This window comes from Acinetobacter modestus (assembly GCF_014636095.1).
GTDB classification, from domain to species: Bacteria; Pseudomonadota; Gammaproteobacteria; order Pseudomonadales; family Moraxellaceae; genus Acinetobacter; species Acinetobacter modestus.
Window position 1 is genome coordinate 779,756 of sequence record NZ_BMDV01000001.1, and the last position, 14,742, is coordinate 794,497.

Annotated in this window: 12 protein-coding genes; 8 read left to right on the forward strand and 4 right to left on the reverse strand. The window is 37.9% G+C overall.

Going from position 1 to position 14,742, the window contains the following annotated elements:
- Positions 1–95 precede the first annotated feature (95 nt).
- The 6 genes from IEV17_RS03570 (at position 96) to IEV17_RS03595 (ending at position 7,343) form a co-directional block, all read left to right on the forward strand.
- Positions 96–1,538 (forward strand): cryptochrome/photolyase family protein, encoded by a 1,443-nt coding sequence (locus tag IEV17_RS03570; RefSeq protein WP_004663297.1) that lies wholly within the window; start codon positions 96–98, stop codon positions 1,536–1,538.
- A gap of 179 nt (positions 1,539–1,717) precedes the next feature.
- Entirely contained in the window at positions 1,718–2,467 is a 750-nt protein-coding gene (locus tag IEV17_RS03575; RefSeq protein ID WP_004663298.1) for a hypothetical protein, read from the forward strand.
- Positions 2,467–3,372 carry a hypothetical protein gene (locus IEV17_RS03580; protein WP_004663299.1) on the forward strand — a complete coding sequence of 302 codons (906 nt, stop codon included), beginning with the start codon at positions 2,467–2,469 and terminating at the stop codon, positions 3,370–3,372. The genes IEV17_RS03575 and IEV17_RS03580 overlap by 1 nt, the downstream gene beginning before the upstream one ends.
- Positions 3,359–4,609: a glycosyltransferase family 2 protein gene (locus tag IEV17_RS03585; RefSeq protein ID WP_004663300.1), complete on the forward strand. Its 1,251-nt coding sequence runs from the start codon at positions 3,359–3,361 to the stop codon at positions 4,607–4,609. Before IEV17_RS03580 ends, IEV17_RS03585 begins: the two co-directional genes overlap by 14 nt.
- Positions 4,610–6,457, forward strand: a complete 1,848-nt coding sequence (locus IEV17_RS03590) for a hypothetical protein (RefSeq protein ID WP_004663302.1) — start codon at positions 4,610–4,612, stop codon at positions 6,455–6,457.
- The gene (locus tag IEV17_RS03595; protein ID WP_034601592.1) at positions 6,435–7,343 is read left to right on the forward strand and encodes an alpha-amylase family protein; all 909 of its coding nucleotides are present in this window, start codon (positions 6,435–6,437) and stop codon (positions 7,341–7,343) included. The genes IEV17_RS03590 and IEV17_RS03595 overlap by 23 nt, the downstream gene beginning before the upstream one ends.
- 34 nt (positions 7,344–7,377) lie before the next feature.
- On the opposite strand, the gene wecB is transcribed toward IEV17_RS03595, so the two are convergent.
- Together wecB and IEV17_RS03605 are read right to left on the reverse strand one after the other, a co-directional pair.
- Positions 7,378–8,505 (reverse strand): non-hydrolyzing UDP-N-acetylglucosamine 2-epimerase, encoded by a 1,128-nt coding sequence (gene wecB / locus IEV17_RS03600; protein ID WP_004663306.1) that lies wholly within the window; start codon positions 8,503–8,505, stop codon positions 7,378–7,380.
- Positions 8,506–8,507: 2 nt separating this feature from the next.
- Positions 8,508–9,722, reverse strand: coding sequence for a tetratricopeptide repeat protein (locus IEV17_RS03605; protein ID WP_034601831.1), 1,215 nt, complete (start codon positions 9,720–9,722; stop codon positions 8,508–8,510).
- Between the two features lie 228 nt (positions 9,723–9,950).
- On the opposite strand from IEV17_RS03605, the gene IEV17_RS03610 reads away from it, so the two are divergent.
- Both IEV17_RS03610 and IEV17_RS03615 read left to right on the forward strand, forming a co-directional pair.
- A complete protein-coding gene (locus IEV17_RS03610; protein WP_004663310.1) occupies positions 9,951–10,652 on the forward strand; it encodes a VIT1/CCC1 transporter family protein in 702 nt (233 codons plus the stop codon).
- Positions 10,653–10,770: 118 nt separating this feature from the next.
- Positions 10,771–11,814, forward strand: a complete 1,044-nt coding sequence (locus IEV17_RS03615) for an NAD(P)H-dependent flavin oxidoreductase (RefSeq protein WP_004663312.1) — start codon at positions 10,771–10,773, stop codon at positions 11,812–11,814.
- Between the two features lie 43 nt (positions 11,815–11,857).
- Here IEV17_RS03615 and ppk1 read toward each other — a convergent pair whose 3' ends face one another.
- Positions 11,858–13,936, reverse strand: coding sequence for a polyphosphate kinase 1 (gene ppk1, locus IEV17_RS03620; RefSeq protein ID WP_004663314.1), 2,079 nt, complete (start codon positions 13,934–13,936; stop codon positions 11,858–11,860).
- 112 nt (positions 13,937–14,048) lie between these two features.
- Positions 14,049–14,723 carry a monofunctional biosynthetic peptidoglycan transglycosylase gene (mtgA, locus tag IEV17_RS03625; RefSeq protein WP_004663315.1) on the reverse strand — a complete coding sequence of 225 codons (675 nt, stop codon included), beginning with the start codon at positions 14,721–14,723 and terminating at the stop codon, positions 14,049–14,051.
- Positions 14,724–14,742: the final 19 nt, after the last annotated feature.

Below are 14,742 nucleotides of genomic sequence, written 5' to 3' on the forward strand. Positions count from 1 at the left end.
AGCAAAGCTTCGGCTTTGCTTTTTCTTCACATAGACATAGATAAAATCATAATTATATTTACTTTCTTTCTAATAAATTTAATGGTTGTTAGCTTATGTCTCATGTCTATCAATTGATTTGGTTTCGTCAAGATTTAAGAATCCATGATCATGCTGCTTTATGGCATGCGGCTCAAACAGGCTCATGTATCGCAATCGTTCTATTATCGCCTGAACAATGGCAACGCCATGATGATGCGCCAATTAAAATTGAATTTTATCTGCGTCAATTACAAGAACTAAAAAAACAACTGGATAGTCTGAATATCCCATTAATCGTTCAAACCATTCCTTTATGGAACAATATTCCCCAATTCTTTATTAGCTTATTACAGCATATTAATTTTCAAAATATTTATGCCAATATTGAAGTCGGTATTAATGAACTTCAACGTGATGCAAGTGTTCAAAAGCTTTTAAATCAGCATCAAAAAGAACTCGTACTGTTACATGATCGAACGCTGTTTCCTTTTGCATCTATCCGTAATCAATCGAACCTGCCCTACCAAGTTTTTGGCGCATTTAAAAAAGCATGCTACCAACGTTTACAACATACTTTACCTCAATGCTATCCAGTGCCCAATATTCAACAACCGATTAAATTAGATTTATCTGCTTTAGCTCCAACAGACATTCATCAATTACAAGTCGAATGTGCAGAGAAAATAAAACCACCAATTACGATTCTTTGGAATGTAGGTGAGTCACACGCTCATAATTTATTAGACCATTTTATCGATCAGAATCTAACGGACTACAAAGTATCTCGTGATCTGCCTTCAATATCAGGCACAAGCCAGCTTTCTACCTATTTAAATATTGGCATACTCTCCATTCGCCAATGTATCCAAGCGTTGTTTCGACAACAGCACGGTGATTTTGTTATTCAATCTGAAGGTCAACAAACGTGGCTCGATGAATTGTTATGGCGTGAATTTTATCAACATATTTTGTTTGATTTTCCACAAGTCTCTAAACATTTACCTTTCAAAGCAGCAACCCAAAAAATCAATTGGCGCGATGATTCGGTTAATCTCGAAAAATGGCAACAAGGGCAAACAGGTATTCCAATTGTAGATGCAGGTATGCGTCAGCTACTCGCAACAGGTTGGATGCATAATCGAGTTCGTATGATTTGCGCTATGTTTTTAACTAAAAATCTATTGATTGATTGGCGCATCGGCGAACAATGGTTTATGCAACATTTAATCGATGGTGACTTAGCTGCAAATAATGGTGGATGGCAATGGTGTGCATCCACAGGCACAGATGCTGCTCCTTATTTCCGAGTATTTAATCCAATTAGCCAATCACAAAAGTTTGATTCCAATGGAGATTATATTCGTAAATGGGTGCCAGAACTCGCGCATTTGGATGGGCAAATCATACATGAACCTTATGCAAAAGATTTATCAAAAAATCTCAATTATCCGAAACCAATTGTTGATCTTAAAATAAGTAGAGCACGCGCGATCGAAGCTTTCAAATCATATTTATAGCCTTAACCAAGGCTATAAATTTGCTGAGTAATCATTTTTTAATCGCACAAATAAACAATTCATACTGTATGTTACTGTTTATAAAATCATTTCATCAAATCAATAACATAAAACAATCAAAAACCACATTAATATGGTGTTAAGTTAATCAGAGAAGAATTCATTAAAATAAAATAGCTATGCAAAAGAATCCAGCACCAGCACTCATCTTATGGATTATCGCAGCTCAAATATTTATGGGTATCGTTGCTTATGAATGGTTACCTGCGAGTTATAGAGGCAGTTGGATTTTTTTAATTTTGTTATTGGTTGCAGGCGCATTTTTAAATATTGGTGCAGCTTTACTTATGGGTTTAGTTGCATTTCTGAGTATGGCTGTTTATTTTTCGCTTGATTTAGCCAATCAAACTTATATCGAAAGACAGTTACTTTTATTATTTGTAATTCCAATGGCGCCGATATTTTTAAGTGCGGTGCGCCATAATATTCAAAATGCATTAAAAAGTTATCGCGCAATCCAAAGTTATGACCGTAACTATCAACATGATATTTTACCTTTGACCGCATTGGCTCACTTTCAAGCGGAACTTCGAAAACTTTTACAGCTCACACAAAAAGACCACTATAAAGTACTTACAACTCAAATTACCAACACCATTCTAATCAGAGAAATGTTAGGAGAAGATGTCTGGAAAGAAACACAAAATAAGATCATGGAAATCTTATCCACTGAACGAGACAGCGTGATTTATCATTTTATTAATGAAGAACTCAGTGAAATTAAAAGTATTGTTATCCACGAACCTGAAAAAAATGAAAATCAGCTTTATCCTTTCTTTATTCAACAACTACAAGAACTCAGCGTTTTAAAACTGAAAATTGAACAACATATTGAACATTTATCTCCTATCAACAAGGAGATTGTTTAATGTCTGTTATTTTAAATATTTGTGGGATGCTGATGAGCGCTTCGCATTTTCCAGATGCAACGCTTCAGAGCTTTTATCAACAGTATTATCATTGTCAAATTGAACGTAGCGCTGATGAGACATCAGCTCAGATTCAATCAGCATCATCAGTCTCGCAATTATTTCCACAGACTTCAACTTGGTGGCCCATATTCACGGTAGACCAATTACAATCCGCTAGCTTCAAAAATCTAATTCAACATGATATTAAGCCTGGGATTATTCTCCCAAATGAATATTTCAGCATTGTTGATTATTATAAAATTAAAAAAGCAGTCAGTCAGGGTGCGATTCCAATTGCTGTCTATCAAATGAAGTATTCAAAATACTTTGCAGCAAAAGCTACATTTTCAACTGCAATTGGCTTGAGACCTTTGGCAGCAATTGTTGAAACAGGATGGGACGAAAACTTAATTGCACAGCCAGCAGGCAATTACATCATTCAATCAGATGATTCTAAAGAATTAAATGTTCCTGCACGCATGATTCAACACCGCCAACAATATTTTTATCAAGCAACCACAGATGTCACACAGAATTCTGGCTATCAGATTATTGTGAATCCTCCAGTGGATATGTCGTTGAATAATGTTGCATACCCTCATCTTGGTATTTCTTGGAAATTAAATCATATCAATTATCAAAGCACTACTGATGGCGTTGAAACGAGTATTGTTGGTTATATCATGATGGCCATCAGCACAGTAATTATCCCCTTAGACTATATTCTCTCAGCACCCTACCCAAGCCTGTTAAGTACATTTGGCAGTTCAATTTCGTGGATTTCGCTTTTATTAGGATGTGGATTACTGCTCATTCTTATTATTTCCATTATCCGTAGGAGAAGAATAAATGCCCGCAATTGATGTGCTTTTCCTATTTGGTTTTTTAGGTATCTGGATTCCTCAAGCTTTTTGGGCGTGGCTCAGTTTTCAAGCTTGGAAATATTCAAAAAATGCCGCACGTGAATTAGAAAACCTTCCCATTCCTGAACACTGGCCATTTTTGAGTGTCTTGATTCCTGCTTACAACGAAGGTGTTGTAATCGAAGATACTTTACATGCGATTGCACAACAAGATTACCCAGCCCATGCTTATGAAGTGTTATTAATTAATGATGGTTCTAAAGACAATACCTTAGAAATTGCTGAACGGATGGCAGCAATTTATCCATGTATTAAGATCGTCAATGTTCCCAAAGGAATGGGGGGGAAAGGTAAATCTCGAACCTTAAATAATGGTCTACCACACGCTCAAGGCGAACTGATCGTTGTCTATGATGCAGATAGTACACCTGAACCTGACTGTGTAAGGCTACTGGCCCAAACTTTATTGGCGGATAAAAAATTAGTCGCAGTAAACGGTAAAGTGAGAACTCGCAACTGGCGAGACAGTATCTTGACGCGTTTTATTGCAATTGAGTTTATTTTTTTCCAATGGATTTTCCAAGGTGGTCGCTGGCAGCGCTTTGAACTCTCTACACTCATGGGTACAAATTATGTGATCTGGCGAGATGCACTTGAAACATTAGGTGGTTTTGACGAGAAATCATTAGTAGATGACACTGAAATGAGTTTCAGGATTTTTTTAGGGCAGAAACGGATTAAGTGGGTGCCTTATGCCGTAGGTTGGCAGCAAGATCCGCCATCGCTAAGTGTTTTTATCAAGCAGCGCTCTCGCTGGACGCAGGGAAATTTCTATGTCACTAGTAAATATTTACCCATCGCATTAAGAAAGCCATTTCCAATTGGTGTCGAGATCTTTAATAACATCATGTGTTATGTGCTGTTTGTTCCCGCACTAATTTGGAGTCATATCACCCTAAGCCTAGGTTTACTCGGTATTGCAGGGATCAGTCTAGCTGGTCCATTTACCCTACTCTGGGGTCTATCCTTCTGTTTATATGTCGCACAAATGTGGTTTACCCTCTCATTAGAAAGAGCTAAACCCCAACTATATTTCTTCTCAGTTTTATCTTACGTAACTTATTCTCAAATCTTTTTATTTATTGTGTTTAAAGCCGCTTATGACATGTTGAAAAATAAGATTCAAGGGAACTCTTTACAGTGGTACAAGACTGAACGTAGCAAAGAGAGAAAATAAATGAAAAAAAATCACTTAGATCATCACATGTTAAAAGTTCTACTCGTAAGTATGACTCTCTCTTTGCCTGTGTTTGCTTCGGCTGATACATGGAATACGTGGACTTTTGATAATATTAATACATCAAATAAATACACCATCGAACCTCACTTCTTTTATGTAGGCAAAGGCTCAGAATGGCAAAGTATTCGTTTTACTAGCGAATACTCAACTGAACATTTCACCACACTATTAGTTAAATACGACGATAAGCTTATCTATAACACCACACTCAATGGTTCAGGTACTTTAGATTTTAATATTCCTGCCAGCCAAAGTGGTTTTCATCGACTGGACTTTATTATACAACAGTATTCACCAGCAACGTCTCCAGCGGCAGATCGAACCACGTTCTGTAGTGAGGATGTTGATCAAGTCACTTATTTTAGCCACTCTCAGATTGATTATTTAAGACACAGACCTATCTATAAATTAAAAGATTTACCAGATGCCTTATTTAACCCACAAATTGTTCGCCCTACGCCATTTGTAGGTGTTTTAAAATTTAATCAAAAAAATATGAGTGAAGCATCAATGTTAGGGCGCTTAATTAGTGCTTGGAGCGCTGTCACACCAATTCAATGGTATGAACAGAATGCACCAACTGATCAAGCCGCTAACTTTTTTATTGAAATCAGTAAATCAGCAACTCCTTTGCCTAATGGGACTCTGGTACAGATGAGTGCCGAAAATGAGATTCCGACTTTACGCATTCAATATGATCAGCCTGAAAAACTGGCATCAGCAATCAATGGATTATTAAATTCTGACTATTTGCAACAACTGGATACTTCAGCAACATTTTTACCGAATAAACTTGCAGCCCCAAAATGGGCTCAGTTGAAAGACATTAAAACGCTTGCTGATCTAGGCATTAGTGATTTCAGACTCAACCAAGCTGAAAAAAACTTATTTCTATCATTCCCAGCAGTTTGGCAACCCACCGACATTTTACAAGGTCAAATCGCCCTACGTGTGCAAAGTGGTTTATTGGAAGGTTCGAATCTGACCACTTGGATTGATGGCGGGCTGGCGGGCAGTTTAAAAACAGCAGAATTAGATTCTGACCCTGTAAATCGACAATTTAACTATTTTGCAAAAACGATTTCAGACAGTACGACCTTTAACATGAAATTAGAAAACTCGGTGATTGTTAATTCACAGTGTTTGCCAACAGCGAAAGGTTCGTTATGGATTGATACTAAAAAATCAACTGTTAAGCTCCCACACAAACTCAAAAATGGTGTTGCTTCACTTTCTATGAGTTTTGCAACACATCCTACGATTGCGATTGATAGTAATTCAGGTAGTTTAGAAATGGCGATTGCTGTGAGCCAAACAGCCAAACGAATGTTGATGACCAATGACCCAGTTCCGCTCAATCTTGTAAAGGTGGATACAGCAAAACCCGAAGTGATCAATATCCAAGTCAATCCGAATATCTACCGTCAGCAAGTCTTGATGCATCCCGATATTATTTATGCACCCGCGGCAGCACGTGGTTTTTTAGTAAGTTTTCATGACCAACGCTTTGATATTGTGACAGACTCTGTTGAAGGAGCACAAAACTTCTCTAAACTTTGGGAAAAAGTCCAAACCAGTATTCCTAATAACGCGAGTAAGATTTTAATTGCTGAAAATGGGCAGATCTTTACCTTGCAAAAGATTATTGTAGGTAATCAGAAAGCACCTTTAGTTCAACAGTCCTCTTTCTTTATCCTGATCGTGACGATCTCTGCTATCATGATTTTAGCGATCCTGCTGTGGTATTGGCGAAAACGACCGAATGATCAAGAAAAGGCTGAATAAATCAACATCAATTCTCCTCGGTTTAGCCACCTCTACATTATTGTTAGTAGGTGGCTGCATGCACCACTTCAAAACAGAGCAATTAGCACCTCAAATTGAGGGAATGTTTTGGCAGCCTGATTTAGCAACCACTGCACCAACAGGAAACTGGGATTTGTTGGGTGTTACTACCTTTGTCCCTCAGTGGTCAGTAGTGGAATCCAAGTCTTGGTTTGATCACGATACCAGTTTTCCGAAATGGGAAAAAAATATAAATCTCAAGCAATTGAATCAAGAACCTTGGGCAAAAAATATTATTTTAGGTCTAGCTGGCGAGTATAATGAAAAAATTGCTCGCTCCAATGTACTGACACTCGCTCAGCATTCTAAAAAAATTATAGAGAAAACTCAGTCAGTCCCATTAAAAGGCTATTACCTCCCCATCGAGGCTGATCCAACGTGGTTATGTGTCGATGATCTCGCTAAAGCAATTCGTATTTTACCTAAACCGATCTGGGTCAGTATTTATAGTGCTGAACAAAAACCAAAACACTTCGATGCATGGCTCAAAAGTTGGTTACCGCAACATACAGGGGTATTTTTTCAAGATGGTGTCGGTGTAGGCACCCGTTCGCCTAAACAAGCAAGAGCGACTTTAGAAGAATTACAAAAAGAATTTGGCAAAGAAAATGTGATTATTGTGTTAGAAGCTTTTAGGCCCGTTAAAGACGGCAAATTTCGATCTGCCTATCCTTGGGAAATAATCGAGCAACTGAAAGCATACGAAGGACAAAAGGTTTATATATTTGACGGCCCACACTATATGAGCCGCGCCACAGTATATGTTGTGGCTTTATGGTATCAGTTCAAATATGGATCGCCTTTAAAAACCTCTCCAAAAATTTAAACAATTCATTTAAATGATGATTAAAACCGATCAATTATGCTCCGGCAATTTTGTCTAAAATCCGTTGCGAAGCCTTACCATCTCCGAATGGGTTTGGAGCATTTGCCATAAAAGCATAGTGGCTTGGATCAGTCAGTAATTTTTCAGCCTCAGTCATAATTTTGTGTTGATTTGTCCCCACCAAAATTCCTGCACCTACGTCTACAACTTCAGGACGCTCGGTCGTGTCACGTAAGATTAAGACAGGTTTATGAAATGAAGGACTCTCCTCTTGTATGCCTCCCGAATCTGTCAAAATAAACTCAGCACGATCAATCACGGCTAAAAGACTAGGATAATCCAAAGGTTTTACTAGATGTATTTGAGGGTGTTCTGCGAACTGAGCATAGACCACCTCACGCACTGCAGGATTTAAGTGAACAGGCCAAACAAAATGCACATCTGAATGCTTTTGAACTAACTGCTCAACCGCATGACAAATATTGCGAATTCCTTCTCCAAAGTTCTCTCGTCGATGTGCCGTAATGAGTACCACACGAGCATTGATTGGAAAATTTAAACCGTGTTGTTGCAGATGATTGTGTTCTCGATCTTGTTGATGAATTAAATCTCGACCCAAATAAACTGCATCAACGACCGTATTTCCTGTCACCGTTATTGCATTTGATGGAATATTTTCAAGAAGTAGATTTTGTTTCGATTGCTCAGTGGGTGCAAAATGCCAACGAGTAATTCTAGACACCAATTGTCGATTACCTTCTTCAGGAAAGGGGTGGTCTAAATCATAAGACCGCAAACCAGCTTCGACATGTGCAACTAGAATTTTCATTGAAAATGCAACCAAACCAGCAGCCAATACTGTCGTTGTATCACCTTGAATAATCACAGCATCACGTTGCTTTCCATCATTAAAAACTTGTTCTAATTGGCTTAAACCTTGTATTAATAATTGATTCAAACTTTGACCAGCATTCATCATTTGCAAACGTTGATCTATTTTGATTTGAAAAAAATCAATGGCATCTCGAACTAATTCATCGTGTTGCCCTGTAAAGATAACTTCAACTTGAAAACGTGGATCTTGTTGCGCCAATAAAATAACAGGTGCTAATTTAATCAACTCAGGTCGCGTACCAAAGACAATCGATATTAATTTTTTCATTATTAGAAATCCTTATAAAATACCAGTTCTGTACGTGTGTTGTTATAACTCTCAGTCCCGTCAGATAAAGCACTCTTAAAATAATCACCGTAAAGACGTTCTACTCTTAATTTTACGGGGACGTAATTGAATGGTTGCCAAGCCACACCCACACCATATTCAAATAAATTATTGTAATTTTCGCCTTTAGAATCAGCTAAGGTATGCAGTTTGCCATATGTTTGGACTGTCCCTGCTTCGCCACGATAGACGTTAAAACCAGATCGTAATCTTAAATCCGCAATCACGTTATAATCTTCGCGTGAGTAACTCGCGACATTGCCATATAAATCAGTAAAATAATCATTCCATACTGTACGATGTTCGATAGTTGGATTGGCATACCATTCTTGATAGCCTGTCACCCCACCAACCACACTTTCACGAAACTTGTCGCGATTACGATCAATCAAATCGTAACTACCTCCGACCTCAAGGTAAGCGCGAATCGGTATAGATTGCCACGGTTGATAATTTGCACCAACACCCACTGTTACCGCATTTTCATCGATAATTTCAGGGCGCACACCACCTTTTGATTTAGTATCACGATTTAGATTTATAAAACCATATACCTGCGCTCGCCCACCCTCTAAATTTTTACCGTATCGCATTTTCAAGGGGAAAATAAAGTCGTCATAGCGAGACTCATAAGATGGCGCAAAATAAATATCTTTAAATGTTGACTTAACTGTTGAACCACTTAAATTCTGCACAGCTTGTTGTGCTTTATTTGAAATTTCACTGTCAGAGGATGTGCTCAAGTTTTTAAAAATAACCAATGCTTCAGTATTTCTATTTTGTTGATTGAGCAAATATGCTTCTTGTAATTTTAGCTGTTGATCTTGAGGATCAAGTAATTCCGCTTTACGAACACTTTGAATTGCCTCATTTGACTTCTTCAAACGGATTTGCAAATACGTTAGACTCTTCCAAACTTTAATATCTTGTGGCGTAAGTTGTGTAAGTTCTAAAAGAATTTTCTCCGCTTCTTCAGGCTGACTCTGTTCAATTTTATAAAATTTATCCCAACGATCGTAAATAGGATGCCCTGGTTTATACGCCGCATCACCTTCTTTCACAAAATCAGGTTCAGCACTGATTACATGCTGTAGTGGCAATATAAAACCTAAAATAAATAGTGTATGACTCAGTAGCTTTTTTTTCGAATTATTCATCATAGATCTCAACTCAAAATACCAACTCGATGGCTGATACAAAATCAATTTCACACATATATAAATGTTAAACTATTCACATATCATAACTAAATCATCATCACGCTATCGTTAAAATAAGTTACTTTATAAGTAAGTTAAGTTGATGAATCGTCATAAAATTCTGCTCATAATGATTCATCTATTTGTCCCAATAATTACGTTTACATATATAAAAAGAGAGTCATTATGTCTTTGTCACACCACCAAGAACTTCATGTCATACAACGCTCAGGATGGCTGCGTGCTGCCGTGCTTGGTGCAAATGATGGCATTATTTCTGTCACAAGTTTAATCATGGGGATGGCAGCCAGTGGTGCGAGTTCGCAGACACTCTTGGTCACCTGTATTGCTGGACTGATCTCAGGTGCAACCTCGATGGCGGCTGGAGAATATATTTCGGTAAAATCTCAAGAAGATATTGAAAAATCAGACTTAAGATTTGAAGCAACTGAACTTGAAAAAAATCCGCATGCAGAATTGAAAGAACTGACTGAAATTTATATTTCGAGAGGTCTAAAACCTGAATTGGCACATGAAGTTGCCACACAACTCACCGAACATGATGCACTTGGGGCACATGCCCGTGATGAAATTGGCATACATGAAAATACTGCTGCAAATCCTATTCAAGCAGCACTCTCTTCTGCTGCTTCCTTTTCATGTGGTGCTGTACTTCCTATGCTTGCCATTTTACTCAGCCCAAGTTCATGGGTCGCTCGCTCAGTTTTAATTACAGGTATCGTCTCACTAGCATTATTAGGAGCGTTATCCAGTTATTTTGCTCGAACATCAATGCTAAAAGGTAGTCTACGTATTACCTTATGGGGCATTTTAGCCATGGCATTTTCGAGTTGGGTCGGCTCATTATTCCATGTAACTGCCATTTAATTTCTGTGTGACTCGGTATTTAACAAGATTAGTATTCAATAATTAAATACTGATTATTATTTGCAGGGCTTTTTGTTTTTACGTTATGGTGATGGAAAAGCTAAAGAGTATATAAATCATGTCAATTTTAGAATTATTAGAAATAAAGCATCCGATTTTTCTTTCTCCAATGGCTGGTGTATCAACACCAGAGCTTGCTGCTGAGGTTTCTAATCAAGGGGCTTTAGGTTCTTTGGGACTTGGGGCAAATTCAGCAGAGGCAGCAAAACAACAAATTATTAAAACTCAAGAACTGACTGACCACCCTTTTCAAGTTAATTTTTTCTGCCATCAATCAGAACAACTCGATCCAGAAGTTGCTCAACAGTGGATTAATTATATTCGTCCTGAATTTGAAAAATTCGGAGCAGAACCTCCGACTGAATTGGATTGTATTTACCCAAGCTTTTTAGATAATGATGATTTCCTGAATGTTGTACTTGAAACTCGCCCCAAAGCTGTGAGTTTTCATTTTGGAATTCCTCACCCTCATCAAATTCAGGCATTAAAGCAAGCTGGAATTATCACCATGGTTTCAGCAACCAATCTCATTGAAGCCAAAGCAATTGAAGCAGCCGGTATTGATATTATTATTGCTCAAGGAATTGAGGCTGGAGGACATCGAGGTATTTTCAATCAAACTTTTGATGCAGCAATTAAAACCAGTGATCTCGTACAACTCATCTCAACACATTGTAAATTACCTGTCGTAGCTGCTGGCGGTATTATGAATGGTGATCAAGCAAAATCGATGTTGAAATTAGGTGCTGCTGCTGTTCAATTGGGTACAGCATTTGTGCAATGTAAAAGTTCTAGTGCGAATGCAGCCTATCGAAAAGCTTTATTCAGTCAATCTATTACACAAATCAGTTCAAGCTTATCAGGTCGTCCAGCCCGTGGTTTAGTGGGTACTTGGCACACACTGATTGACTCACCAAATCGACCTCAAACGCCAGCATATCCTTATACTTATGATCTTGCTAAACAACTAATGGGTATTGCAAATACTCACCAAGATTTTAGTTATGGCGCATTTTGGGCAGGCAGCAATGTGGCACAAATTAGAGAGTTTGAAGCTGCCGATTTAGTCAATCAGTTGGTCTTAGAAATTAAAACCAACTAATCTATATTTACAAAAAACCGACCTTAAGGTCGGTTTTTTAGATTTATTTAATCGCATCAAGTAATGTGTGTTGCGCGTTGTGCGGTTCCTCACCCTGTGCTGGTTTAGCGCGATCCCAGACACCATCACCTTGTAATAACCAAGCTTGCTGATTGTCTTTTAAATAATTCATTAAACCTAATTGATAAATACGCTTTTTCAATGCAGGATCTTCAATCGGGAAACATGCTTCTACACGATTAAATAAATTACGATCCATCCAATCTGCACTTGAACAATAAATACGAGGATTACCATTGTTACTAAAATAATAAACTCGTGTATGTTCCAAGAATCTTCCCACAATTGAACGAACACGAATATTCTCTGACAAGTTCGGGAGACCCGGACGTAAGCAACAAATTGAACGAATAATTAAGTCAATTTGTACGCCTGCTTGCGATGCTTCATATAACTTATTGATGAGTTGTACTTCTGTTAACGCATTCACTTTTACAATAATCTGCGCCGATTTACCCTCTTTGGCATTCGCAATTTCTTCATCAATATAGTTAATTAGTTGAGCATGTAATGTAAATGGTGCATGCAATAACTTTTTCGGTTTTGCCATTTTCCCCATGCCCGTAAGCTCTTGGAAAATCCGATGCACATCTTCACATAAATCTTTATCTGTAGTCATTAGACCATAATCGGTGTAAATACGTGCATTTGTGGCATGGTAGTTCCCTGTACCCAAATGTACATAACGTACTAATTTATTATTCTCACGGCGTACGACTAAAATCATTTTGGCATGTGTTTTATAACCAACGATCCCATAAACAACCACAGCGCCAGCTTCTTGCAATACATTTGCAACTTCAATATTTGATTCTTCATCAAAACGAGCACGTAACTCAATCACAGCAGTGACTTCTTTACCATTGCGCGCCGCTTCGGCAAGTACTTGAACAATTTCTGAGTCTGCACCACTACGATAAAGTGTTTGTTTAATTGCCAAAACTTGCGGATCACGTGCTGCTTCACGCAATAATTGAATTACAGGCGCAAATGATTCAAATGGATGATGCAATAAAATATCTTGCTTTTGCATCGCAGCAAAAATACTTTCAGTCTTCTTAAATACTTTTGGAAGGACTGGTGTATGTGAGTCATAGCGTAAATGTGGACGTTTAAAATTAGAAAGTAATCGCGCCAAATTTACAGGACCATCTACGCGATAAAGCTGTTCTTCTTCTAAATCAAATTCATCCAACAAATATTCATAAATATGCTTTGGACAATTATGCGTAACTTCTAAACGAACGGCACGTCCAAAACGACGTGAACTCAACTCACCTTTTAAAGCTTTTGCTAAATCTTCAACATCTTCATTTAAAGCTAAATCGGCATTACGCGTCACACGGAATTGATAACAGCCTGTTGCCGTCATACCAGGGAATAGGTCTGAAACATGTTCATGGATAATCGCAGACAACATGACATGATGTTCTTTACCATCCGTAAGCTCATCGGGTAAACGAACCACACGGGGTAAAGAGCGAGGCGCGGGCACTACAGCAAGATCAATCTGACGACCAAAGGCATCTTTACCTTCCAGCGTTACAATAAAGTTTAAACTTTTATTTACTAACCGTGGAAATGGATGGGCTGGATCAAGACTAATCGGTGTTAAAACAGGTGCAACTTGTTCTTGGAAGTATTTTTTAATCCATGCCGATTGTGCTGGGGTCAATTCGCCACGACGTAAGAAGCAAATATCTTCCTCACGCAATTTTGGTAAAATTTGTTCATTTAAAATACGATATTGTCGTTCAATCGCAGCATGTGCTGTTTTAGAAATTTGATCAAGCACTTGCTTAGGGGTCAAACCATCTGGTGTACGACTTTCATTGCCTAAAGTTAATTGCTCCATCATTCCTGCAACACGAATTTCAAAAAATTCATCTAAATTTCTTGAAAAAATAAGCAGGAAATTCATTCTTTCTAATAGTGGATGGAGAGGATCAACCGCTTGCTCAAGTACGCGTAAATGAAAATCGAGAATAGAAAGTTCACGATTTATATATCGATCATTATAAGTATATTCTGTTGGCGTTGTTGTCGTCACTGCAGTATTCATACTGAACCTTGTCGCTTTATCATTCATCAAAACACGGTTTAAGTATGCTGCAAAATTATGTCAATTTGGTAAAAAAGCCCAAAAATATTGAGCTTTTTTTAATTTATCTGAATTATTGTGGAATTTGTGTACTATTCATATACCTTAAAATCACACGCTTACGAAACTGTAACTTATGATCATTGCGATGGTCTTGATAATACTTAGGATTTGGTAGTAAAGCAGCTAAAAAAGCAGCTTGCTCACGCGTTAAACTTTTCGAGCTCTTACCATAATAAAATTGTGCAGCAGCTTCAACACCATAGATATTTTGACCAAACTCGACCGAATTCATATAAACCTCTAAAATTCGACGTTTTGACCACATACGTTCCATCATCCATGTAGCAACAGCTTCCTGCCCCTTACGAATAAATGAACGCTGATTATAAAGGAATAAGTTTTTTGCTAGCTGTTGAGAAATCGTGGAACCGCCTGCAACGACTTCCCCTTTTTCATTATTACGCTCTAATGCAAATTGAATCCCAGCCCAATCGAAACCATGATGATGAATAAATTTAGCATCTTCAGCAGCTAGAATTGCATGCTTAAAGTTATCACTAATATCATCATAATCACGCCAGTCTTGTTGAATTGGCTTAAAGTCAGTCAGGTAATCCCAACGCATAAACATCGTTGTTTCAACGGGCTGCGTTCTCCACCACACCAAGCTACTAAAAATCCAAAGCTGAATGAGAAGAATGATACCGATAATCAACATCACTGCACGTGCTAAAAAGGCTTTCATTAAAGCGCATCACTCCTTG